The sequence below is a fragment of the Bradyrhizobium sp. 23AC genome, from assembly GCF_054863025.1.
In genome coordinates, this window is the sequence record NZ_JAVAYN010000001.1 from 895,306 (window position 1) to 919,018 (window position 23,713).

Here is a 23,713-nt window from a genome sequence, read left to right on the forward strand (position 1 = left end):
TACCTCTCAGCTCACCTGCACCCCGCATTTGCGCAACAGCATCCTGGCGAAGCCGAACGGTGCCGGCGTGAACGGGCCGGGTGGCGCGCGGGTGATCAGCGCGACGACACCGAGCGCGGCTATCGCGAGCCAGAAGCACAGCCAGAAACCGTCGGCATAAGCGAGCACATTGGCCTCTCGCTGCACGGTGCCGGCGAGGGTGCCAATTGCACGCGCCTTCGCCGAGCCTGTGCCGTGGGCCGCGAAGTGATCGCCGAGTTGCTTCAGTCTCTGCACCACATCGACGTCGCCGACCGCGAGATTCTGGCCAAGATAAAACGAATGGACCTGCTCGCGCACCCGCAACCATGTCCCCATCAGTGCCACACCGATCTCGGCGCCGCCGAGCCGCATGATCTGGATATAGGCGGCAAAGGAGGTGGCACGGCTTGGATCGGAGTTCGACAGCAGCGTGATGATCAGCGGCAGCAGGGTCAGCGACTGCCCGATCGCCTGGAGCAGCACGATGCCGACAAAGTCCTCGCGCGCCCAGTCATGGGTGAGCTGCGTGCCCCAGAGATTGGCGGCGGCGAAGCAGGCGAAACCCACGACAATCACGGTGCGCGTATCGAAATGCCGCAGCAGCCAGATCGAGAGCGGCACCAGCACGAACATCGGCAGCGCGCCATAGGTGAGCAGCAGCACGCCGCTCTGCTCGGGCCTGAGCAGGGCGATGGCGGCAAGGAAGTTCGGCACCAGCGAGGCGTTGGACAGGCTGGTCAACGTGTACAGCAGGATCAGCACCAGCCCCAATCCGATATTGCGCGAGAACAGCACGTTCACATGCGCCCAGGGCTGCCGCACCAGCGACTCGTTGACGAGGAAGCCTGCGAACAGCACCGCGCCACTGACGAGCAGCGCCATCACCGTTCCCGAACCGAGCCAGTCCAACCGGTTGCCCTGATCGAGCCCGGCATAGATCATCGCGACCCCTGCGCCGAGCAGCAGCATGCCGCCCCAATCGGCCTCGCGCAGCAGCGCGCGGTTCACGGGCTCGTTCGGTGTGCCGAGATAGACCATCAGCCCCATCAGGGGCGCGATCACGACGCTCTGCCAGTACAGCCATTGCCAGCCGAGATGGTCGACATAGAAGCCGACCAGCGAGCTCGAGGTATCGAGCGCAAAGCCGACGCGGATCGAATAGATCGAGATCGCCGGCAGCCACCAGCGGATCGGCAGATTGCGGAATACGATCATCAGCGTCGCCGGCACGAAGGTGCCGAGCAGGAGGCCGTGCACGACGCTGAGCGCGAGCAGCGTCGGATAATCGTGCACGAAGGGAACGATCAGCGAGATCACGGCATAGATCAGGCTCGGAATGCCAAGCACGCGTCGCAGCCCGAACACGGTCGCGAGCCATGCCACTGCCGGCGCGATGAAGATCTGCGAGCCGATGCCGGCGGTCGAAAGCCAGGCGCCCTCGTCGAATGAGAGCGAGAACGCGCCGCGCAAATCGGGCAGACCGACGGTGGTCAGCCGGCTGTCGAAATTGGCGAGGAAGGAGCCGAGCAGGACCGCCGCCACCGCGAACAGCGGCCGCGGCGCGACGCCGCCGCGCGAGAGCGGTCCGCGATCGGCGTCGTCATTTTCCGCCATTGCCGGCCTTGGTGTCGATGCGGGTGACGACCGACATGCCCGGCACCAGCCGCGCCAGCAGCGGCTGGTTATCATCGAGCTGGATGCGGACGGGAATGCGCTGCACCACCTTGGTGAAATTGCCGGTGGCGTTATCAGGCGGCAGCAGCGCGACCTGCGAGCCCGTCGCCGGCGCGATGCGCTCGACCTTGCCGCGCAGCGTCTCGCGCGGAAAGCTGTCGACGGTGATCTCGACCGGCTGGCCCGGCTGCACATGAGTGAGCTGGGTTTCCTTGTAATTCGCGATCACATAGACCTGCGGCAGCGGCACCACGTTGATGAGATTGGTGCCGATATTGACGTAGTCGCCAGGCTGCACCTGGCGCTCGCCGACGACGCCGTCGAACGGCGCCGATATTCTGGTGTAGCCGAGCTTGAGCTTCGCACCCGCCAGCGTTGCCTTGGCCGCCGCGACATCGGCGGCACGCTGCTTCCGGGTGCCTTGCAGGACTTCGAGCTGGTGCTGCTGGGCTGCGATCACGGCGCGGCTCGCGCGCACGTCGGCCTGCGCCTTGGCGTAGGCGGCCACCGCCTGCTCGAGCCGCTGCCGCGTGCCGGATTCGGTCTGCGACAGCGATTGCTGACGCTCCTGCTCCTGCCGTGCCTCGACTTCCATGGCTTCGGCGGAGAGCCGCGCCGCCTGCGCCTGTGCGATCGTCGCATATTGCAGCTCGACCTGGTTGGCCAGATTGTCGAGTGCGGCCTGCGCGGCGGCGACCGAAGCTTCGGACTGCGCGACCTGGACCTCGTAATCGGCGGGATCGATCTGGATCAGGAGATCACCGGCCTTGACGCGCTGGAAGTCGGTCACGGCGACGGTCAGCACTTCACCCGAGACGCGGCTCGAAAGCCGTGTCAGCTCGGCGCGCACATAGGCATCATTGGTGGTCTGGATCACCGCATTGCCGACCCATTCGTCGAAGCGCAGCGTCGCCAGCGCGACGAAGCCGAGCGCGACGATCACGGCGAACAGCGGGATCGCGAACCGGCTCCACAGTGAAGTGGCTGGCCGCTGCGTTGGCTTCGATGACGGGGCCGGTGTCGCGGCGGCAGCCGGGGGCGGGACTTGTTCCTGTTGACTCACGATTTTACCCCAAGACGCTCTGCTCTCACCGCCGTCACACCGTCTTCTCCGGCCACCGGCACAGATCGTTGATCAGGCAGACCTCGCAGCGCGGCTTGCGCGCGAGGCAAGTATAGCGGCCGTGCAGGATCAGCCAATGATGGGCATGCAGCATGAACTCGGCCGGGATCACCTTTTCGAGACCAAGCTCGACCTCCAGCGGCGTCTTGCCGGGCGCAAGCCCGGTGCGGTTGCCGACGCGGAAGACATGCGTGTCGACCGCCATGGTGTGCTCGCCGAAGGCCATATTGAGCACGACGTTGGCGGTCTTGCGGCCCGCGCCGGGCAACGATTCGATCTCGGCGCGCGTGCGCGGCACCTCGCCGCCGAACTCGCTCAGCACCTTGGCCGACAGCGCGATCACGTTCCTGGCCTTGGTGCGGTAGAGGCCGATCGTCTTGATGTACTCGCGCAAGCGCTCCTCGCCGAGATCGAGCATCTTCTGCGGGGTGTCGGCCACCTCGAACAAGGCGCGCGTCGCCTTGTTGACGCCGGCATCGGTTGCCTGTGCCGAGAGCACCACGGCGACCAGCAGCGTGAACGGATTGACGTGCTCGAGCTCGCCCTTCGGCTCCGGATTGGCCTTGCGGAAACGGCTGAAGACCTCATGGACCTCGGCGGGCGTCCAGCGCTTTATCGCCTTGAGCGTCTTTTTGGCGGGCGCGTTCGGCTTCGCGACGACCGCCTTTGCCTTCTTCTTCGGCACCGGCGCTTTGCGCGGAGCCGGCTTGCGGGTGATTTTCGCCATGATCGGGATATACTGAGGGACGATGAGCACAGGCAACGAAATTGAGGGCAGCGATCCTGATCCGCGCGACGTGCAGATCTTCTCCGCGCTGCTGGCGCCGCACCGCTCGCTGAACCGCACCGGCTTCCTCGCCGTAATGCTGTTCCTGAGCGTGGTCAGCTTCGTCACGGGCCTCGCCTTCCTGATGATGGGTGCCTGGCCGGTGTTCGGTTTCTTCGGCCTCGACGTGCTCGTGATCTGGTGGGCCTTCAAGGCCAATTTCCGCGCGGCGCGGGCCAGCGAGGAGATCGTGGTCACGCCGTCGGAGCTGCGCGTGCGCCGCGTCAGCCATCGCGGCCAGGTCTCGGAATGGACGTTCAATCCGCTCTGGGTCCGGCTCGACCAGGAGGTCGACGAGGAATACGGCATCGAGCACCTCTATCTGATCTCGCGCGGCCGCCGGCTGCTCATTGCCGGTTTTCTCGGGCCCGAGGAAAAAGCGAGTTTTTACAATGCCTTGGTCAGCGCCCTGAATGCCGCCCGGCGCGGCCCGACCTACAATCCGGTGACCTGAGCGCAGTCAGAAATCGGGTGGTTTCCGACCCGTCCCTCTCCTACATTTCCAGTCATGATGACACTCGCCATACATGACCAGCGCCTGGCCAGGCCGGGCACCCAGAACGCCGCGCTGCGCGACTATGATTCGGTGCGCCGGGCGATCGCCTTCATCTCGGAGAACTGGCGCGCGCAGCCGACCATCGAGGCCATGGCGGATGCGGCCGGGGTCACGCCGGATGAACTGCACCACCTGTTCCGCCGCTGGGCCTCGATCACGCCGAAGGCTTTCATGCAGGCGCTCACCCTCGATCACGCCAAGGGCTTGCTGCGGGACTCCGCGAGCATCCTCGACGCCGCGCTCGACTCCGGGCTGTCAGGCCCCGGCCGGCTGCACGATCTCTTCGTGACCCATGAAGCGATGTCGCCGGGCGAATGGAAGAACGGCGGCGCCGGCCTGACCTTGCGTTACGGCTTTCACCCCTCGCCGTTCGGCACCGCGATCGTGATCGCGACCGATCGCGGCCTGTCAGGCCTCGCCTTCGCCGACCACGGCGAGGAGAAGATTGCGCTCGCCGACATGACGCGGCGCTGGCCGAACGCCACCTATGTCGAGGATCACGAAGGCACCGCGCCGCTCGCTGCGCGCATCTTCGATACGAAGCTGTGGCGGCCGGACCAGCCGCTGCGCGTGGTGATGATCGGAACCGATTTCGAGGTGCGGGTGTGGGAGACGCTCTTGAAGATCCCGATGGGGCGCGCGGTGTCCTATTCCGACATCGCCTGCAACATCAACAGCCCGAAGGCCTCGCGCGCCGTCGGTGCGGCGGTCGGCAAGAACCCGGTCTCGTTCGTCGTGCCCTGCCACCGCGCGCTCGGCAAGAGCGGCACGCTCACCGGCTATCACTGGGGCATCACGAGGAAGCAGGCGATGCTGGGCTGGGAGGCCGGACAGCTTGGGGTGCTGTAGGCACTGCAAGCACACTGCCGTAGGGTGGGCAAAGGCGCATAGCGCCGTGCCCACCATCTGTCTCAAGTCGCTGACGCTGCGTGGGCACGCTACGCGTTGCCCACCCTACGGCAGCGTGCATGCGGCGAAAACCTAACTCGCCAGATCGAGCTTTGTGGCCACCGTCGAATCCGCGTTGAGGCGGTAGATGATCGGCACACCCGTTGCCAGCTCGCGCTTCAAAATGCCTTCGGGCGAGAGCTTTTCCAACACCATGATCAGCGCGCGCAGCGAGTTGCCATGGGCGGCGACGAGGGTACGCTTGCCGTTGAGCACGCCGGGCAGGATCTCCTGCACGTAGTACGGCAATGCGCGCGCGAGGGTGTCCTTCAGGCTTTCGCCGCCGGGCGGCGGCACGTCGTAGGAGCGGCGCCAGATCAGCACCTGGTCCTCGCCCCATTTCTTGCGCGCGTCGTCCTTGTTGAGGCCGGAGAGATCGCCGTAATCGCGCTCGTTCAGCGCGAGGTTCTTCATCGTCGGCAGGCCCTCCTGGCCGAGCTCGCCGAGAATGAGATCGAGCGTGTGCTGCGCGCGCGTGAGCACCGAAGTGTAGGCGACGTCGAACACGAGGCCCTGCGCCTTCAGCTTGCGGCCGGCTTCCGTGGCTTCCTTGACGCCGAGCTCGGTGAGGTCAGGGTCCTTCCAACCCGTGAACAGGTTCTTCAGATTCCATTCGCTCTGGCCGTGGCGCACGAGCACGAGAAGACGTTCGCTCATTGACTGCTTTCCGTTGGGTTCGATTAGATGTCGGACAGGCCGAGCACGTCGGCCATGGAGTAGTGGCCCGGCTTCTTGCCATGCGCCCACAGCGCCGCCTTCAGCGCGCCATGGGCGAACAGCATGCGGTCCTCGGCCTGATGCGACAGCGTCAGGCGCTCGAACGGGCCGAGGAAGGTGACGCTGTGATCGCCGGCGACGGTGCCGCCGCGCAACGAGGCGAAACCGATATTGCCCGGCCTGCGCGCGCCGGTGATGCCGTCACGGCCACGCTCGGAATGGTCATCGAGAGTCACGCCGCGACCGCTGGCTGCGGCCTGCCCCAGCATCAGCGCGGTGCCGGATGGCGCATCGACCTTCATCCGGTGATGGGTCTCGACGATCTCGATATCAAAACTCTGGTCGAGCGCCTTGGCGACGCGCTTGACCAGGGCCGCCAGCAGATTGACGCCGAGGCTCATATTGCCTGATTGCACCACGACGGCGCGGTTGGTGACACTCTTGATCACGGCATTGTCGGAGCCCGACAATCCGGTCGTGCCGACGACATGCACGATCCCGCGCTGTGCCGCGATCGCGACATTTGCGATGGTCGCCGCCGGAACGGTGAAGTCGAGGATGCCGTCGGCCTCCTTCGACATCGCCCAGAGGTCAGCGGAGAGCTTGATGTCGTTGGCCGGCAGTCCTGCGAGCACACCGGCATCCTTGCCGAGCAGCTCCGAGCCGGGGGCCTCGAGCGCGCCGGCCAGCACCGCGCCTTTGCTCTCGGCAATCGCTCGCACCAGCGCGCGGCCCATCCGGCCACCGGCTCCAGCAACAATCAGGCGCATGTCGGACATGGTGTGATCCTCTCACGGCCGTTGTAGCGGGGGGACGCAGTTCCGGCAACCGAGGGCAGGAACGCGCGGCATGCTTGCACCCTCCCCTGGAGGGGTCCGAGACCGTAGCTCGCTCGTGGGTCGCTGGGCATGCAGCGAAGCGAAATGCACAGCGGGGCGGGGTGACGGTCCCTCCGCGACGAACAGTGCCCGAGTGGAGAGATCACCCCACCCCGTCACACGATCTCGCGTCGCTCGATCGCGTGCCGACCCTCCCCCTCCAGGGGAGGGTAAGAGAAGGCCTCAGCCGTCAGACGGCTGCGGGCCGTCATAGCCCTCGATGATGATGAGGTCGGCGACGGAGTGGGGCTGACGCACCTTGATGTTGGCCTGGTATTCCGGCGAATTGTAGCAGGCGATGGCGGTCTCGTAGTCCGGGAATTCGATCACGACGTTGCGGGTGCGGCTGGCGCCTTCGACGGTGGTGAATTTGCCGGCGCGGACGACGAAGCGACCACCCCACTTCTTGAAGATCGGGCCGTTGGCGACGGCGTAGGGCTTGTAGCCCTCGTCACTGCTCACATCGACGCGTCCGATCCAGTAGCCTTTTGCCATTGTTCTTCTCCCTGTTGTTGCTCTAGCCGAGCGCTTGCGCGATCTCGGCCTGGATGGCTTCCGCGATCGCCTTCGGGTCGGCGGCTTCGACGACCGGCCGTCCGACGACGAGATAATCGGCGCCGGCGGCGATCGCGCGGCCCGGCGTCATGATGCGCTTCTGATCGCCGGTCGCCGAACCGACCGGCCGGATGCCGGGGGTGACGAGATGCATCTGGTGGCCGACGATCTTGCGCAAGGCTCCGACTTCCTCAGGCGAGGATACCAGTCCGTCGATGCCAAGCACCTGGGCCTGCTGCGCGCGGGCCTCGACCAGCTCGGAGACGCCGAGCCGATAGCCGGCCGCGTGCAGATCGTCCTCGTTGTAGGATGTCAGCACCGTGACGGCGAGGATCTTCAGGCTGGAATTGCCGCGGCCTTCGACCGCGCCCTTCATGGTCTGCGGATAGGCGTGCACGGTGAGGAAGGTGGCGCCGAGCCTGGTGATGCTTTCGACGCCTTGCATCACGGTGTTGCCGATGTCGTGCAGCTTGAGATCGAGAAAGACCTTCTTGCCCTTGTCGGCGAGCTTGCCGACCAGCGGCAATCCACCGGCATAAGCGAGCCGATAACCGATCTTGTAGAAGGTGACGCTGTCGCCGAGACGATTGATCGTCGCCTCCGCGGCATCGACGCCGGGCAGATCGAGCGCGACGATCAGGCGGTCCTTGGGGGCGATCTCGGCTGGCGTCATGTCACCTCACATCATGCGTTGGGAAATGTCGATCAACTGCGCCACCAGCTCCTTCAACGCGGCGATATCGCCCTCGTTCTTCAGCCTGTCCATATCGTCATAGGCCTGGTCGGCAAAGGCGAGCGTGAGCTGGCTGGCAATCACGTTGGCGTGGCAGGAGGTCAGGATCAGCCTGAGCGCCTGGAGCGCGCGCGCGGCGCCGAGCCGGCTCTGCGAAGCGCCGGCGAGCGCGAAGGCGCGGTTGCGAAACACATCGCCGCGCGCCTCATGCAGATCATGCACGCGGCTGACCCAGTCGATCGCGTTCTTGAGAAGCGGCGGCACCGAGGCATTGTATTCGGGCGAGACGATCAGCACGCCATGATGCGCGCCGATCATGCGCTTGAGGTTGATCGCGTGCTTCGGCAGGCCGGACTTGGCCTGGAGATCGCCGTCATAGATCGGCAGCGGAAAATCGGCGAGCGAGATGCGGGTGACGTCGACGCCGGCCCGGGCGAATTCATAGGCGGCGACCGCCGCCAGCTTCGCATTGTGCGAGCCGGTGCGCAGCGAGCCGGGAATGATGAGGATCTTGGGAGCTGACATCCAATCCAATGCGTTCGGCGAAACGAGCCCGCCGCGCAAAGAACCAAGCCGGCGGAATTAGTCCTTGCGATACACCCAGACGCGGGCGGGCGGAAGGTTCATCCAGATCCGTTCCGAAGCCTCTGTGGACACGCCGGGCAGCGATTTCGGGATCGGCGGCACCACCGCATAGGTGAACTGGACGAAGGGCGCGCCCGGCGCGAGCGCCGTGAAGGCGTCGCGGATCAGCCGCAGCCGCGTCAGCATCGGTTTTGTCACGAGCGGCAGGCCGGAGACGACCGCGGAGGCCGGCGCGCTCAGGACGTTCCAGAGCGTGTCACGCAGGCGATAGGCATCGCCCTGCACAACCTTGGCCTGCGGATAGCGGTCGCGCAGCAGCGCGCAGAAACCGGGATTGTATTCGACGAGGACGAGACGCTTCTGATCGACGCCGCGCTCGATCAGGGCCGAGGTGATCGCGCCGGTGCCGGGCCCGAGCTCGACCACAGGCGCGTCCGAATCGATATCGACGTAATGGGCCATGGTCCGGGCCAGCAGCTTGCCCGACGGCATCACGGCGCCCATGTGCAGGGGCTTTTCGATCCATGATCTGAGGAAGCGCACCTCGTCATCGAGACGAGGCTTCTTCAACGCACGCGCGGACGATGGCAATGGCATGTCAGGACCGGACGGGACCGCGGGACCGCGGCGTGTCAGAAAATGGTCATAAAGACGTATAGGCCGAAGGCGGTATGGTCAAGCCGGGTCAACTCGCCCGATTACCGAAGAAATCCTTGACCTTGGCGAAGAAGCCCTCGGATTCCGGCTGGGTGTTGCCTGAGGACAGCTTTTCGAACTCGGCCAGCAATTCCTGCTGCTTCTTGGTGAGGTTCTGCGGGGTCTCGACCACGACCTGAACATACATGTCGCCCATCTGGCGCGACCGCAGCACTGGCATGCCTTTTGATGCAATGCGGAACCGGCGGTTCGACTGGGTCCCGGCCGGCACCTTCACCTTGGCCTTGCCCTTCTCGATGGTCGGCACCTCGAATTCGCCGCCGAGCGCGGCCGTGACCATCGAGATCGGCACACGGCAATGCAGATCGGCGCCGTCGCGCTGGAAGAACTGGTGCTGGGCCAGCGACAGGAAGATGTAGAGGTCGCCGGGCGGACCGCCGCGGACCCCCGCCTCACCCTCACCGGCGAGCCTGATCCTTGTGCCGTCCTCGACGCCCGGGGGGATGTTGACCGAAAGATTGCGCTCGCGGGTGACGCGGCCCTGGCCCGAGCAGGACGGGCAGGCATCCTCGATCATCTGGCCGCGGCCCTGGCAGCCCGGACAGGTCCGCTCCAGCGTGAAGAAGCCTTGCGACTGCCGCACGCGGCCGGCGCCGCCGCAGCTCGAGCAGGTCTTCGGCTTGGTTCCCGCCTTGGCGCCGATGCCCGAGCAGGCCTCGCAGGTGACCGAGACCGGAATCTCGATCTGCGCGGTCTTGCCGCCGAAGGCTTCCTCGAGCGTGATTTCCATATTGTAGCGCAAGTCGGCGCCGCGCTCGCGGCCGCCGCGGCCGCGCTGCCCGGCCATGCCGAACAGATCTTCGAAAATGTCGGAGAAGGAAGAGGCGAAACCCGCGCCGAAGCCGGCGCCACCGCCGCCCTGCTCGAAGGCGGCATGGCCGTAACGGTCATAGGCCGCGCGCTTGTCCTTGTCCTTGAGGACCTCGTAGGCCTCGTTGATTTCCTTGAACTTGACTTCGCTGGTGTCGTCCCCGGGATTGCGGTCCGGGTGGAACTTCATCGCCAGCTTGCGGAACGACGATTTCAGAACGGATTCGTCGGCATCGCGTTCGACTTCGAGGGTTTCGTAATAGCAGCGCTTGGTGGACGTGGACATGTGGGACTCGGTCTATCCAATCGCGATTTCAAGTCGGAGCGAAACGACGTCGCCACACGACGATATAGGCAGCCTTCTGCCTGGCGGCAGAGGGCAGCGTGGCGGCGTTCAGCATAACGGCTGGGAATTGATCGATCGTAACGGGCGACCCGCCCGTCCGTCCCGACACGACGGCCTCCCCCGCGAAGGAGGAGGCCGGTAGAGCGTGTGGGGTCCAAGCCGTCCGCATCATGACCCTCTTGGGGTTCAGGCGGACTTCTTGTTGTTCTTGTCGTCATCGACTTCGGTGAATTCCGCGTCGACGACGTCGTCCTTGGCCGCATCCTTCTTGGCGTCGGCCTCGGCCTGCTGCTTGTACATGGCCTCGCCGAGCTTCATCGAAGCCTGGGCCAGCGTCTGGGTCTTGGCCTTGATCGCCTCGGCATCGTCGCCCTTCAGCGCTTCCTTGAGGTCGCCGACGGCATCCTCGATGGCGCGGCGCTCGGTCTCGCCGACCTTCGAACCGTGCTCGGCCAAAGCCTTCTCGGTCGAATGCACCAGACCATCCGCCTCGTTCTTGGCGGTCACGGCCTCGCGGCGCTTCTTGTCCGCCTCGGCATTGGCCTCGGCGTCCTTGACCATCTTCTCGATGTCGGCTTCCGACAGGCCGCCGGAGGCCTGGATCCGGATCTGCTGCTCCTTGCCGGTGGCCTTGTCCTTGGCCGAAACGTTGACGATGCCGTTGGCGTCGATGTCGAAGGTCACCTCGATCTGCGGCATGCCGCGCGGAGCCGGCGGAATGCCCATCAGGTCGAACTGGCCGAGCATCTTGTTGTCGGCCGCCATTTCACGCTCGCCCTGGAAGACGCGGATGGTGACCGCGTTCTGGCTGTCCTCGGCGGTCGAGAACACCTGGCTCTTCTTGGTCGGGATCGTGGTGTTGCGGTCGATGATGCGGGTGAACACGCCGCCCAGCGTCTCAATGCCCAGCGACAGCGGGGTGACGTCGAGCAGCAGCACGTCCTTGACGTCGCCCTGGAGCACGCCGGCCTGGATCGCAGCGCCGATCGCCACGACTTCGTCCGGGTTGACGCCCTTGTGCGGCTCCTTGCCGAACAGCTGCTTCACGACTTCCTGGACCTTCGGCATGCGCGACATGCCGCCGACCAGAACCACTTCGCCGATCTCACCGGCGGTGACGCCGGCGTCCTTCAGCGCCTTGCGGCAGGGCTCGACGGTCTTCTGGACGAGGTCATCGACCAGCGCCTCGAACTTGGCGCGGGTGAGCTTCATCGTCAGATGCTTCGGGCCGGTCTGGTCCGCGGTGATGAAGGGCAGGTTGATCTCGGTCTGCGTCGTCGAGGACAGCTCGATCTTGGCCTTTTCAGCGGCTTCCTTCAGGCGCTGCAACGCGAGCTTGTCGTTGCGCAGGTTGATGCCCTGCTCCTTCTGGAATTCGTCGGCGAGATAGCCGACCAGGCGCATGTCGAAGTCTTCGCCGCCGAGGAAGGTGTCGCCGTTGGTCGACTTCACCTCGAACACGCCGTCGCCGATCTCGAGGATCGAGATATCGAACGTGCCGCCGCCGAGATCGTACACGGCGATCGTGCCGGTCTTGGTCTTGTCGAGGCCATAGGCGAGCGCGGCCGCGGTCGGCTCGTTGATGATGCGCAGCACTTCGAGACCCGCGATCTTGCCGGCGTCCTTGGTCGCCTGGCGCTGGGCGTCGTTGAAGTATGCGGGAACGGTGATGACGGCCTGATCGACCTTCTGGCCGAGATGGGCTTCCGCGGTCTCCTTCATCTTCTGCAAGATGAACGCCGAGACCTGCGAGGGCGAGTAGGTCTGGCCGTCGGCCTCGACCCAGGCGTCGCCGTTGGAAGCCTTCACGATCTTGTAGGGGACGAGCTTCTTGTCCTTCTCGACCATCGGGTCGTCGTAGCGGCGGCCGATGAGGCGCTTCACTGCGAAGAAGGTGCGCTCGGGATTGGTGACGGCCTGGCGCTTGGCCGGCTGGCCGACGAGGCGCTCACCGTCGTCCGTCACGGCGACGATCGAAGGCGTCGTGCGCATGCCTTCGGAATTCTCGATGACTTTGGCGTTCTTGCCATCCATCACGGCGACGCACGAATTCGTGGTGCCGAGGTCGATCCCAATGACCTTTCCCATGGTCCTGATATCCTTGTTTTTGCGGCAGGTTGGCTGGGCCCAGAAGGCACCCGACCGAAACCCCCTAAGATCAAACATCCGCGATATTGCGATGATTGAGGCTCATATAGGAGGGGGGGAGGGGCCCGCAAGGACCGAAGCTACGTTTCTGCCGTGAAAACATTGGGTTTTGGACGATGATATCCGGGCTTCACCGCCCTTGCGGGTGAGGAATTATTAACAGGTTCAGGCTTCAGCAAGCCCCCGCTACCGCAAGCCCGCCCGCCCTGTTGCCGCACGCCCAAACCCGGTAAAAGGCGGACCGGCCGGTCAGCCGCCACAGCTGCTTCGCGCGACAATGCGGCCCGGTGGCCGACCATCGAACGGCCTCAATGTGAACCAATCAGAGTGCCCATGAAGCTGATCCGCCCCCTCGCCGCGCTCGCCCTTCTGATCGCCTCCGCGTTTCCGGCCCTCGCCGCCGACGCCGTGTTTCCGCCCGGCTTGCGCCTCGGCATGGTGCCGCTGGTCGGTCTCAGCACGGCAAAAACCTTTCCGGGATTCGAGAGCGAGGACGGCAGCGTCAAGGTGTTGATCACCGAGCTGCCGCCGGCGGCCTATGGCGAGGTCGTGAGCGCCTTCAATTCCAATCCGGCCGGCGCTGGCGGCGTCAAGCAGGACAAGATCGAGACGCCCGCGGGCCTGGCCTATTTCACCACCGAAAGCGGCAAGGCCGGCGACACCCCGGTGAAGCGCTATTCGATGATCGTGCCGGGCGCCGGCTTCTCCGGCTATGTCGCGGTGCAGGTCCCGGAGAATGCCACCAAGATCTACACGGATGAAGCGGTGCGGCAGATGTTTGCGACCGCCACCACCCGCAAGCAGGTCTCGGCGGAGGAGCAGATCGCGCTGATGCCTTTCAGGATCACCGATCTCGCCGAATTCAAGGACATCCGCACGCTGGCGCCGGGATCGAGCATCATCCTGGCCGACGGCGACGAGAGCACCGGTTACGAGTCGAAGCCGTTCATGATCCTCGGCTTGATCGGCGCCACGCCGCAGCAGGCCGACGACCGCGCCCGCTTCGCCCAGGAGGCCGCGCTTCAGATTCCCGGCGTGCGCGAATCGCGCGTCACCATGTCCGAGCCGATCCGCATCAACGGCCAGCAAGGCTTCGAGACCCGGATCGACGGCGTCAGCGGCAAGGACAAGGTCCCGGTGACCGTGGTTCAGTGGATCCGCTTCTCGAGCGGCGGCGCCTCGCTGCGCATCATCGCCAGCGCCCCGCGCGACCAGTGGCTGGCCGCCTTCACCCGCTTCCGCGCCGTGCGCGACGGGATTCAGCCGAAGGGTTAGCTGCGAAGGCGGCGCAACACATTCGGTGTCATCCCCGCGAAGGCGGGGATCCATACCGCGTGATCTCGCGGTCGGCAGTCGGTCGCAGTCCCACAAAGAGTCTTCGCCAAACTTCTCCCCGTGGTTATGGATCCCGGGCTCGCGCTTTGCGCGCCCCGGGATGACGGTACTGTGGGCTTGCCAGCCCAAGCCCTCACCAAAGCCGGCCGCATTTTCGGGCTTCTGTTCGTACACGAACGGAACTAGGCTTCGTCTCCGTTGAGTTCATCCTAAGGGGAGGCGAACGATGCTGGATCGGCGACAAGTCTTGGCAATGCTTGGGACGACGGCGCTTGCAACGCTGGCTCCAACCGCACTCCTTGCAGCGGCATCGATCAAGCCGGACGATGCCTCCGCGCTGCTGGTGATCGACGTGCAGAACTGCTTCCTGCCCGGCGGCAGCCTCGCGGTGAAAGAGGGCGAGCAGGTGGTGCCCGTCATCAACAAGATCTCGAAGGCATTTGCGAATGTGGTGATGACGCAGGACTGGCACACGCCGGGCCACATCTCGTTTGCGTCGGTGCATTCCGGCAAGAAGCCGTTCGAGACCGTCGACCTTCCCTATGGCAAGCAGGTGCTGTGGCCCGACCATTGCGTGCAGGGCACCGACGGCGCTTCGCTGTCGAAGGACCTTGCGATCCCGCACGCCGAACTCATCATCCGCAAGGGCTTTCACAAGGACGTCGACAGCTATTCGGCCTTCCTCGAAGCCGACGGCAAGACCTCGACCGGACTTGCCGGCTATCTGAGGGGACGCAAGATCAAGCGCGTCTTCGTCGCAGGGCTCGCGACGGATTTCTGCGTTGCCTGGACCGCGCTCGACGCGCGCAAGGCGGGCTTCGAGGTCTATGTCGTGGAAGACGCCTGCCGCGGCATCGACACGCAGGGCTCGCTGGCAAAAGCCTGGGCCGATATGGCCAAGGCCGGCGTGAAGCGGATTCAGTCTGCGGATATCGCGGTGAGCGCGTAAGATTTCCGAGCTGTCATTCCGGGGCGGCTCGAAGAGCCGAACTACGGTGCGCAATTGCGCACCTGAGAATCTCGAGATTCCGGGTTCGATGCTACGCATCGCCCCGGAATGACACCAAACTCAATTCCCCGCGCCGCTCGACTCGTTGTTGTTCGCCGCGGCCGCGGGCTTCGCGCCGCCCTTGGCGACGCCGACCAGGGCCGGGCGCAGCACGCGCTCGCCGATGGTGTAGCCGGCCTGCATGATCTGCACCACGGTGCCAGACGGCACCGACGCATCAGGCACTTCGTACATCGCCTGGTGGAAGTTCGGGTCGAACTTCTGGCCCTGCGGATCGAGCTTCTTCACGCCGTGCTTTTCCAGCGCGTTGAGCAGCGAACGCTCGGTGAGCTCGACGCCTTCGATCAGCGCGGTCAGGCCGGGATCGGCCGTGGCGCGGGCCTCGGCCGGAACGGCATCGAGCGCGCGCTGGAGATTGTCGGCGATGTCGAGCACGTCGCGGGCAAAGCCGGTGATGCCGTAGAGCCGGGCGTCGGCGACCTCCTTGGTGGTGCGCTTGCGCAGATTCTCCATCTCGGCCAGCGTCCGCAGCATGCGGTCACGCGCCTCGGCGGCTTCCTTCTGCAACAGCTCGACCGAGCCGGGCTCGGGATCGTCGGGCATGATGTAGGGTTTTGACACCACGGGCTCGCCGGTCGCGGCAGTCGTGTCTTCGGGTTGCCGGTCTTGCTCGGTCATCGGCTCTAATCTCGAACTCGTTTCCAGGGATTGTTGGCCCGGATATCGTGCCTAAAGCGCCGAAAATCAAGCGCCCGTGATCGGCGGAAACGCCGATCAGCCTCCCAAAAGGCGGCTGACGATGCGGGCCGCGTAGTCCACGGTCGGGATCACGCGGGCATAATTCAGCCGCGTCGGCCCGATCACGCCCAAAACACCGACAATATGGCCGGCGGCATCCCGATAGGGCGAGATGATCGTGGAGGAGCCGGACAGGGAAAACAGTTTGTTCTCCGAACCGATGAAGATGCGCACGCCCTCAGCGGTCTCGGCGCGCCCCAGCAGGTCGATCACGCCGCGCTTGGTCTCGAGATCGTCGAACAGCAGGCGCACCCGTTCCAGATCCTCCAGCGCATGCAAGTCTTCGAGCAGATTGGCGTGGCCGCGGACGATGAGCTGGCGATCCTCGTTCTCGCCGCCGGACCAGCTGGCGATGCCGGCGGAAATCACCTTCTGTGCAAGCTGATCGAGCTCGGCGCGGGCCTGTCCAAGTGCCGTCTCGAGCTCGAGCCGCGCCTCGGCCAGGGTGCGGCCGCGGATGCGCGCATTGAGGAAATTGCCGGCCTCGGTGATCGCCGAGGAGGGAACTCCGGGGGGCAGCGACAGCACGCGGTTTTCGACCTGGCCGTCCTCGCCGACCAGGATCACCAGGGCCTTTTCCGGTTCCAGACGGACGAATTCGATGTGTTTCAGCCGGGCATTGGATTTCGGCGTCAGCACCACCGCGGCGGCGCGCGTCAGGCCCGACAGCCGCGTCAGCGCCTGGTCCAGCGCCGCCTCGACCGATTGCGCCTGGCCGACGGTGGCAAGCTGGCTCTGGATCGACTGCCGCTCGGCTTCGTTGAGGTCGCCGACCTGCATCAGGGCATCGACGAAGAATCGCAGGCCGAGTTCCGTCGGCAGCCGGCCGGCGGAGGTGTGCGGGGCGTAGATCAGGCCGAGCTGTTCCAGATCGGCCATGACGTTGCGGACCGAGGCTGGCGACAGCGGCATGGCGATGAGGCGCGAGATATTGCGCGAGCCCACGGGCTCACCGGTCGCGAGATAACTTTCGACAATTTGACGAAAGATGTCGCGAGAACGCTCGTTGAGCTGGGCGAGGCCTGCGCGCGGCGCGATCAGATGGATCGGATCGTGATGGGCCACAGACGGTAACTCCTCTCAGATGCTCATAATTTGTCCATCCAGGAGGGTTCTGACAAGCGTCGCGTTTGCAGGGTGGAAAACCGGGGGTGAAAAAGCCTTGTCCTTTCCCCTTGCCGCATACCCTCACCCCACCTACAAGCACCGCGAACAGCCCTACACCTGCGAGTTTTGGAGGATTTCCCATGCGGCCAAGCCGCCGTGCGCCCGACGAATTGCGCCCCGTGACGCTTGAGCGCGGCGTGGTCAAATATGCGGAAGGCTCCTGCCTGGTGAAATTCGGCGACACCCACGTGCTGGTCACCGCCACGCTGGAAGATCGCCTGCCGCCGTGGCTGAAGGGCCAGGGCCGCGGCTGGGTCACCGCCGAATACGGCATGCTGCCGCGCGCGACCTCCGAACGCACCCGCCGCGAGGCCTCCGCCGGCAAGCAAAGCGGCCGCACCGTCGAGATCCAGCGCCTGATCGGCCGCTCGCTTCGCACCATCGTCGATCTCGAAGCGCTCGGTGAGCGCCAGATCACGGTCGATTGCGACGTGCTCCAGGCCGACGGCGGCACGCGCACGGCCTCGATCACCGGCGCCTGGGTCGCGCTCGCCGATTGCATCAACTGGATGAAGGCGCGCAACATGATCAAGGCCAACGTGATGCGCGACAACGTCGCCGCGATCTCCTGCGGCATCTACAACGGCACGCCGGTGCTCGATCTCGACTATGCCGAGGATTCGGAAGCCCAGACCGACGCCAATTTCGTCATGACCGGCGATGGCCGCATCATCGAGGTGCAGGGCACCGCGGAACGCGAGCCTTTCACGCAGGACGAGTTCCTGGCGCTGATGGCGCTGGCCCAGAAGGGCATCGCGCGTCTCGTGGACTTGCAGAAACTGGCTGTCGCGTAGTCAATAGGCCCATGCACCGCCGAATCACCGGAAAGCTCGTCATCGCCACTCATAATCCCGGCAAGCTCGCCGAGATGAAGGAGCTGCTCGCGCCGTACGGCATCGAGGCGGTGTCGGCCGGAGAGCTCGGCCTCGGCGAGCCGGACGAGACCGGCAACGATTTCCGCAGCAATGCCGCGATCAAGGCGATCGCAGCGGCGAAGGCGACCAAGCTTCCCGCCTTTGCCGACGATTCCGGCATCGTGGTCGACGCACTCGACGGCGCGCCGGGCATTTTCTCCGCGCGCTGGGCTGGACCTTCCAAGGATTTCGCCGCGGCGATGGCGCAGATCGAGCGCCTGTTGCAGGAGCGCGGCGCCACCAAGCCGGACAAGCGCAAAGCGCATTTCGTCTCCGCGCTCTGCGTGGCCTGGCCCGACGATCATCTCGAAGAGGTCGAGGCGCGCGTCGACGGCACGCTGGTCTGGCCGCCGCGCGGCACCGCCGGCTTCGGCTATGACCCGATGTTCCTGCCGGACGGCCACAGCCGCACCTTCGGCGAGATGGACAGCATCGAGAAGCATGGCCTGCCGCCGCTCGGCCTCGGCCTGTCGCATCGCGCCCGCGCCTTCGTAAAACTGGCGGAGATCTGCCTTGAGCCGCGCTAGAGCGTTTTCGAGCGAAGTGGATACCGGTTCGCGCCAGGAAAACGCGTCAAAACAAGAATCTGAAGCCTTCGGCGTCTACGTGCACTGGCCGTTCTGCCTGTCGAAATGCCCCTATTGCGACTTCAACAGCCATGTCCGTCACGCCGCGATCGACGAGGCGCGCTTCGCCTCCGCCTTCGCGCGCGAGATCGCAGCCACCGCCGAGCGCTCGCCCGGCCGTGAGGTCAGCTCGATCTTTCTCGGCGGCGGCACGCCCTCGCTGATGCAGCCCGCAACCGTCGGCGCGGTGCTCGACGCGATCGGCAAGCACTGGACCGTCGCCGGCGATGTCGAGGTGACGCTGGAGGCGAATCCGACCAGCGTCGAAGCCACGCGCTTTGCCGGCTATCGCGCCGCCGGCGTCAACCGTGTCTCGCTCGGTGTGCAGGCGCTCGACGATGCCTCGCTGAAAGCGCTGGGCCGCCTGCACAGCGCGCGCGAGGCGCTCGATGCCGTCGCCATCGCACGCCGCTCGTTCGATCGCTATTCGTTCGACCTGATCTACGCTCGTCCCGACCAGACGCCGGCGATGTGGGCCGATGAACTGCGTCTTGCCATCGACGAGGCGGCCGAGCATCTGTCGCTCTATCAATTGACGATCGAGGAAGGCACGCCGTTCTTCGGCCTCCACCAGGCCGGCAAATTGAAGACGCCCGACGAAGCAGTCTCGCGCGCGCTCTACGACGTCACGCAGGAGACCTGCGACAAGCTCGGCCTGCCCGCCTACGAGATTTCCAATCACGCGCGGCGCGGCGCCGAGTGCCGGCACAATCTGGTCTACTGGCGCGGTGAGGAATATGCCGGCATCGGTCCCGGCGCGCATGGCCGGCTCGACATCGACGGCGTCAGGCATGCGACCGCCACCGAGAAGCGCCCCGAGGCCTGGCTGATGCGGGTCGAGACCAACGGCCATGGAATCGTCACCGACGATCTCCTCAACAGCGAAGAACGGGCCGACGAATTCCTGCTGATGGGATTGCGCCTCGCCGAAGGCATTGACCCCGAGCGCTACAAAGCCCTCTCCGGCCGCCCGCTCGATCCCAAGCGCATCGCGCTGCTGCGCGAGGAAGGCGCGATCACGGTGGATGCGACGGGCCGCTTGCGCGTGACGAGCAGCGGATTTCCGGTGCTGGACGCGGTGGTCGCGGATCTCGCGGCGTAACGAGATCTCGTAGGGTGGGCAAAGGCGCACTTGCGCCGTGCCCACCATCTTTCACTTTATCACGTGAAATTCGTGGGCACGCTTCGCTTTGCCCACCCTACGGCACCGTCTCCCGAGCTACGCCCCAAAACTCTTCGGCGAGCCCGCGACCGCAACGCCGCCACCCGTCGCCACCTTCATCACCGCGAGGCCACGCTCGTTGGTGCCATCCGCGCGGAAACGAAACAGGCCGTCGATGCCGGCGAAGCCGGAGGGATTGGTGAGCACGTCGGGCGAGAAGCGCGTGGTGCCTTGCGTGCGCGCCAGCGCGGCGACGAGGGCGACCGCGTCATAGGCGAGTGTCGCGGTGCGAATCGGCTCGGCGCCGTATTTGGTGCGGTAGCGGCCGGAGAAGGCGCGGAAGCCGGCCGGGTCGGGCGCGGCATAGAGGCCGCCTTGCAGGCTCGCATTGGCATAGACCCGCGGATTGTCCCACAGGCCGGTGCCGAGCAGCTGGATGTTGCGCAAGTTCGCGCCCGCCGCGGTCATCGCATCTGCGACCGTCACCACGGCATCGCCGTCATCGGCAATGAACAATGCATCCGCACTGCCGAGCTGCTGCGCCACGGTGCGCGCCGGTGTAGCGCGATCGGCGCCGTATTTCTCGAAGGCGACGATGCGCCCGCCACGCCGCGGCACAGCCGCTTTCACCGCCGCCTCGACGACATTGCCATAGGCATTGTCCGGCACCAGCACGGCGACGGAACGCTTTCCGATGCTGGCGGAATATTCGACGATGCGGTTGACGTCGGACTCCGGCAGGAACGAGAGCAGATAGACGCCGCGGCCGGCGATGCTGGAATCGGTCGAGAACGCGATCACCGAGATGCCGCGCGTGCGCGCGACTTGCGCCACCGCGGGCACCGATTGCGCGAACAGCGGTCCCAGAATGATCTCGGCGCCTTCGTCGACGGCCTGCTGCGCGGACGCCTGCGCGCCCTGCGGGCTGCCATTGTCGTCCTTGATCAGCAGTTGGATGTTCGGGTTCTGGAACTCGGCCAGCGCCATCTCGGCGGCGTTACGCATGGATTGCGCGGCAAGGCCGGCATTGCCGGCGGCCGAGAGCGGCAGGATCACGGCGACCTTCACGCCGCCGGTGCCGGCGGTCGTCGCCTGTTGCGGGGGACCTGCCGGTTGAGCCGGCGGCGTCGAGCTCGAGAACGGGTTGGAGAACTGGCTCAGGCTCTGCTGCACGCCGGCGCAGGCCGACAGCAGGGGCGTGCCGAGCAACAGGCCGAGCGCGCTCCGGCGGGTCGCCCCTGACATCAGGGACCCCGGAACAGGAGATTTTGGATAACGCGGGCCCACCATTTCAGCTTCTCTTCTGACCCGCCGGCGCCGGCCGGTCACGACATTCTTTCCACGACACAAGCCGCGGATTCAGGCATATTGTCGGCAAATAGTTAACCGAAACAAAAGGATAATAGCCGCTTAACGCGGCCGCCTTGCTGTCCCGGCAGCTGTTTGCCCTCGCTCATTCAGCATCAAGGCGGCGTTTCGGTCGCGAATATGGCGCGAGAGCCCTCACGCCCGCTCGACGTGATCCTGGATCGATCACATTCCCGTCCGTTCCTCGCCCCTCACCTCGGCACGATCTTTTTCGGCGAACCGGTTCCCAGCCCTGCGGATCGTGCCTAAGTTGACTTCATTATGCGCGCAAAGCCGGCCCCGATAAATACGCCTGAAGCTCAAGACGCCGCCTCGCGCGGTTTCTCTATCGACGCCCATCGAGTTGCGACGCCGAAGGCGGCACCGGGCCTCCATCTGGTCGCAACCCCCATCGGCAATCTCGGCGACATCACGCTGCGGGCGCTGCAGACCCTCGCTGGCGTCGACGTCATCGCCTGCGAGGACACCCGCATCACCCGGCGCCTGACCGAGCGCTACGCCATCGCCGCGCAGCTCAAGCAATATCACGAGCACAATGCGGAAGCCGCGCGTCCGAAAATCCTGGAGGCGCTGGGGCAGGGCGGCTCGATTGCGCTGGTCTCCGACGCCGGCACGCCGCTGATCTCCGATCCCGGCTTCAAGCTGGTGCGCGAGGTCTGCGCCGCCGGCCATGCGGTGTATGCCCTGCCCGGCCCGTCCTCGGTGCTGGCGGCGCTGACGGTGGCGGCGCTGCCGACCGACCGCTTCTTTTTCGAGGGGTTTCTGCCGGCGAAATCGGCCGCGCGGCGCTCGCGCCTGACCGAACTCGCGCGCATCGACGCCACGCTGGTGATGTTCGAGTCCGGCAACCGCGTGCAGGACACACTCGCAGAGCTCGCCGAGATCATGGGGGCACGCGAGGCCGCGATCTGCCGCGAGCTGACCAAGCTGCACGAGGAGATTTCGCGCGCACCACTGAGCCAGCTGGCGCGCGAGGCCGATACGCTGGAGACGCGCGGCGAGTTCGTGCTGGTGATCGCTCCGCCAGCGGCCGATGCCGAAATGCTGACATCGGATGCGCTGGACGATCTGTTGCGCGAACAGCTTGCCGCGCACAGCGTCAAGGATGCCGTCGCACATGCGGTCGCGCTCTCGGGCCGGCCGCGCCGCGAGGTCTATGCCCGTGCGCTCGAACTCGCCAAAGACTTAAGGGCCGGCGATGGCGAAGACTGAGGTCCCGGTGGAACCGAAGGTCGCCTCGCCCGAGCGCGTCGCCGCGTTCCACACCGGCATCTCCGCGGAGAGTCGCGCAGCGGCCTATCTGATGGCGAAGGGCTATCGCATCCTGGCCAAGCGCTACCGCACCCCGCATGGCGAGATCGACATCGTGGCGCGCCGCCGCAATCTGATCGCCTTCGTTGAGGTCAAGGCGCGGGCCACGCTGGATGACGCCGCCTTCGCCGTGACGCCGCGCCAGCAGCAGCGCATCATCGCCGCCGCGCAAGGCTGGCTCGTGGCGCATCCCGAGCATGCCGAATTCGAATTGCGATTCGACGCCATGCTGATTGCGCCGCGCTCACTTCCGCGCCATGTGTTGGCGGCATTCGACGCCTCGACCTGAAAGGCAGACCATGAAACTGAACGTCGCCGTCCAGATGGACCCCATCGCCCGCATCAACATCAAGGGCGATTCCACCTTTGCGCTGCTTCTGGAGGCGCAGAAGCGCGGCCACGGCCTGTCCTATTATACGCCCGACAAGCTCTCGATGGTCGGCGAGGAGATCGTGGCGCCGGTTCAGCTCCTGACCGTCCGCGACGAGTCCGGCGACCATTTCACGCTCGGCGAACCCAGGCGCGAGGCGCTGAACGGCTTCGACGTGGTGCTGCTGCGCCAGGACCCGCCGTTCGACCTCGCCTATATCACCTCGACGCATCTTCTGGAGCGCATCCATCCGAAGACGCTGGTGGTCAACGATCCAGCTTCCGTGCGCAACGCGCCGGAAAAGCTGTTCGTGATGAATTTTCCGCAGCTGATGCCGCCGACCCTGATCTCGCGCGACTTAGATGAGATCAACGCCTTCCGCGACAAGCACGGCGCCGTCGTGATGAAGCCGCTGCACGGCCATGGCGGCGCGGCGGTATTCCGCGTGATGCCGCAGGACATGAATTTCGGCTCGCTGTTCGACATGTTCTCGGTGACGTTCCGGGAGCCCTGGGTGATCCAGCAATTCATCCCCGAGGTGAAGCATGGCGACAAGCGCATCATCCTGGTCAACGGCGAGTTCGCCGGCGCGGTGAACCGCGTGCCGGCCGCCGACGACCTTCGCTCCAACATGGTGCGCGGCGGCGCGGCGCAGGAGACCGAGCTCACCCCGCGCGAGCGCGAGATCTGCGCCACCGTCGGCCCGGCGCTGCGCGAGCGCGGCCTGTTGTTCGTCGGCATCGACGTCATCAACGGCAACCTCACCGAGATCAACGTGACCTCGCCAACGGGCATCCGCGCGATCGCACGCCTCGGCGGCCCCGATGTTGCGGCGAAGGTCTGGGACGTGATCGAGCAGAAGCGGGCGCAGTAGCACTCTGCAATGATGACGTTGGGGAGCGCGCGAACTCTCCTCAACGTCGTCCCGGCGAACGCCGGGACCCATACCGCGGAATCTATCCGGAGAGCTTGGTCGCGGTACCGGGCGCTCAATCTTCGTCAAACTGCTCCCTGGG

At 65.6% G+C, this 23,713-nt stretch carries 24 protein-coding genes; 10 read left to right on the forward strand and 14 right to left on the reverse strand.

The features are described 5' to 3' along the window. Positions 1-6: 6 nt before the first annotated feature. Genes RAD10_RS04200 through nth form a run of 3 tightly spaced genes read right to left on the reverse strand, consistent with a single transcriptional unit; the run spans position 7 to position 3,545 of the window. Positions 7-1,635, reverse strand: a complete 1,629-nt coding sequence (locus RAD10_RS04200) for an MFS transporter (protein ID WP_461616434.1) — start codon at positions 1,633-1,635, stop codon at positions 7-9. Beyond that, positions 1,622-2,758 carry an HlyD family secretion protein gene (locus RAD10_RS04205; RefSeq protein WP_461616435.1) on the reverse strand — a complete coding sequence of 379 codons (1,137 nt, stop codon included), beginning with the start codon at positions 2,756-2,758 and terminating at the stop codon, positions 1,622-1,624. The genes RAD10_RS04200 and RAD10_RS04205 overlap by 14 nt, the downstream gene beginning before the upstream one ends. Positions 2,759-2,792: 34 nt before the next feature. After that, complete coding sequence (gene nth / locus RAD10_RS04210) at positions 2,793-3,545, reverse strand: endonuclease III (RefSeq protein WP_461616436.1); 753 nt, start codon at positions 3,543-3,545, stop codon at positions 2,793-2,795. A 22-nt stretch (positions 3,546-3,567) separates the two neighbouring features. Between nth and RAD10_RS04215 the strand changes: the two genes are divergently transcribed. Next, the gene (locus RAD10_RS04215; RefSeq protein WP_461616437.1) at positions 3,568-4,098 is read left to right on the forward strand and encodes a DUF2244 domain-containing protein; all 531 of its coding nucleotides are present in this window, start codon (positions 3,568-3,570) and stop codon (positions 4,096-4,098) included. A gap of 54 nt (positions 4,099-4,152) precedes the next feature. Then, positions 4,153-5,049 (forward strand): methylated-DNA--[protein]-cysteine S-methyltransferase, encoded by an 897-nt coding sequence (locus tag RAD10_RS04220; protein WP_461616438.1) that lies wholly within the window; start codon positions 4,153-4,155, stop codon positions 5,047-5,049. A gap of 132 nt (positions 5,050-5,181) precedes the next feature. Here the strand turns inward: RAD10_RS04220 and RAD10_RS04225 are convergent, their stop codons facing one another. The 8 genes from RAD10_RS04225 to dnaK form a co-directional block, all read right to left on the reverse strand. Continuing rightward, a complete protein-coding gene (locus RAD10_RS04225) occupies positions 5,182-5,805 on the reverse strand; it encodes a 2,3-bisphosphoglycerate-dependent phosphoglycerate mutase (RefSeq protein ID WP_461616439.1) in 624 nt (207 codons plus the stop codon). Positions 5,806-5,828: 23 nt separating this feature from the next. After that, positions 5,829-6,644 carry a 4-hydroxy-tetrahydrodipicolinate reductase gene (gene dapB / locus RAD10_RS04230; protein WP_461616440.1) on the reverse strand — a complete coding sequence of 272 codons (816 nt, stop codon included), beginning with the start codon at positions 6,642-6,644 and terminating at the stop codon, positions 5,829-5,831. 282 nt (positions 6,645-6,926) lie between these two features. Next, complete coding sequence (locus RAD10_RS04235; RefSeq protein WP_027566211.1) at positions 6,927-7,238, reverse strand: DUF1330 domain-containing protein; 312 nt, start codon at positions 7,236-7,238, stop codon at positions 6,927-6,929. 22 nt (positions 7,239-7,260) lie between these two features. Further along, a complete protein-coding gene (pyrF, locus tag RAD10_RS04240; protein WP_461616441.1) occupies positions 7,261-7,971 on the reverse strand; it encodes an orotidine-5'-phosphate decarboxylase in 711 nt (236 codons plus the stop codon). Positions 7,972-7,977: 6 nt separating this feature from the next. Then, complete coding sequence (locus RAD10_RS04245; protein ID WP_104466033.1) at positions 7,978-8,556, reverse strand: NADPH-dependent FMN reductase; 579 nt, start codon at positions 8,554-8,556, stop codon at positions 7,978-7,980. A 57-nt stretch (positions 8,557-8,613) separates the two neighbouring features. Beyond that, the gene (locus RAD10_RS04250; RefSeq protein ID WP_091962468.1) at positions 8,614-9,213 is read right to left on the reverse strand and encodes a class I SAM-dependent methyltransferase; all 600 of its coding nucleotides are present in this window, start codon (positions 9,211-9,213) and stop codon (positions 8,614-8,616) included. Between the two features lie 88 nt (positions 9,214-9,301). Then, complete coding sequence (dnaJ, locus tag RAD10_RS04255; protein WP_028139412.1) at positions 9,302-10,429, reverse strand: molecular chaperone DnaJ; 1,128 nt, start codon at positions 10,427-10,429, stop codon at positions 9,302-9,304. A 246-nt stretch (positions 10,430-10,675) separates the two neighbouring features. Beyond that, positions 10,676-12,577, reverse strand: coding sequence for a molecular chaperone DnaK (gene dnaK / locus RAD10_RS04260; protein ID WP_028139411.1), 1,902 nt, complete (start codon positions 12,575-12,577; stop codon positions 10,676-10,678). A gap of 393 nt (positions 12,578-12,970) precedes the next feature. Between dnaK and RAD10_RS04265 the strand changes: the two genes are divergently transcribed. Together RAD10_RS04265 and pncA are read left to right on the forward strand one after the other, a co-directional pair. Next, on the forward strand, positions 12,971-13,912 hold the full coding sequence (locus tag RAD10_RS04265; RefSeq protein ID WP_165637578.1) for a hypothetical protein: 942 nt from the start codon (positions 12,971-12,973) through the stop codon (positions 13,910-13,912). Between the two features lie 286 nt (positions 13,913-14,198). Beyond that, positions 14,199-14,921, forward strand: a complete 723-nt coding sequence (pncA, locus tag RAD10_RS04270; protein ID WP_461616442.1) for a bifunctional nicotinamidase/pyrazinamidase — start codon at positions 14,199-14,201, stop codon at positions 14,919-14,921. A 120-nt stretch (positions 14,922-15,041) separates the two neighbouring features. On the opposite strand, the gene grpE is transcribed toward pncA, so the two are convergent. Both grpE and hrcA read right to left on the reverse strand, forming a co-directional pair. Next, entirely contained in the window at positions 15,042-15,659 is a 618-nt protein-coding gene (grpE, locus tag RAD10_RS04275) for a nucleotide exchange factor GrpE (RefSeq protein ID WP_461616443.1), read from the reverse strand. 96 nt (positions 15,660-15,755) lie between these two features. Then, the gene (hrcA, locus tag RAD10_RS04280; protein WP_091962484.1) at positions 15,756-16,844 is read right to left on the reverse strand and encodes a heat-inducible transcriptional repressor HrcA; all 1,089 of its coding nucleotides are present in this window, start codon (positions 16,842-16,844) and stop codon (positions 15,756-15,758) included. A 182-nt stretch (positions 16,845-17,026) separates the two neighbouring features. Here hrcA and rph point away from each other — a divergent pair, with 182 nt between their 5' ends. From rph to hemW, 3 genes are read left to right on the forward strand one after another with little or no spacing between them, the layout of a single operon-like run. Then, on the forward strand, positions 17,027-17,740 hold the full coding sequence (rph, locus tag RAD10_RS04285) for a ribonuclease PH (protein WP_091962487.1): 714 nt from the start codon (positions 17,027-17,029) through the stop codon (positions 17,738-17,740). An 11-nt stretch (positions 17,741-17,751) separates the two neighbouring features. Beyond that, a complete protein-coding gene (gene rdgB / locus RAD10_RS04290) occupies positions 17,752-18,387 on the forward strand; it encodes an RdgB/HAM1 family non-canonical purine NTP pyrophosphatase (RefSeq protein WP_461616444.1) in 636 nt (211 codons plus the stop codon). Positions 18,388-18,403: 16 nt separating this feature from the next. Continuing rightward, entirely contained in the window at positions 18,404-19,588 is a 1,185-nt protein-coding gene (hemW, locus tag RAD10_RS04295; protein ID WP_461616583.1) for a radical SAM family heme chaperone HemW, read from the forward strand. 117 nt (positions 19,589-19,705) lie between these two features. Here hemW and RAD10_RS04300 read toward each other — a convergent pair whose 3' ends face one another. After that, the gene (locus RAD10_RS04300; protein WP_461616445.1) at positions 19,706-20,938 is read right to left on the reverse strand and encodes a penicillin-binding protein activator; all 1,233 of its coding nucleotides are present in this window, start codon (positions 20,936-20,938) and stop codon (positions 19,706-19,708) included. A 339-nt stretch (positions 20,939-21,277) separates the two neighbouring features. Between RAD10_RS04300 and rsmI the strand changes: the two genes are divergently transcribed. The 3 genes from rsmI to gshB are packed head-to-tail and all read left to right on the forward strand — an operon-like array spanning position 21,278 to position 23,571. Beyond that, complete coding sequence (gene rsmI / locus RAD10_RS04305) at positions 21,278-22,228, forward strand: 16S rRNA (cytidine(1402)-2'-O)-methyltransferase (protein WP_461616446.1); 951 nt, start codon at positions 21,278-21,280, stop codon at positions 22,226-22,228. Next, on the forward strand, positions 22,215-22,616 hold the full coding sequence (locus RAD10_RS04310) for a YraN family protein (RefSeq protein WP_183708581.1): 402 nt from the start codon (positions 22,215-22,217) through the stop codon (positions 22,614-22,616). The genes rsmI and RAD10_RS04310 overlap by 14 nt, the downstream gene beginning before the upstream one ends. 10 nt (positions 22,617-22,626) lie before the next feature. Beyond that, positions 22,627-23,571: a glutathione synthase gene (gene gshB / locus RAD10_RS04315; protein ID WP_461616447.1), complete on the forward strand. Its 945-nt coding sequence runs from the start codon at positions 22,627-22,629 to the stop codon at positions 23,569-23,571. Positions 23,572-23,713 lie beyond the last annotated feature (142 nt).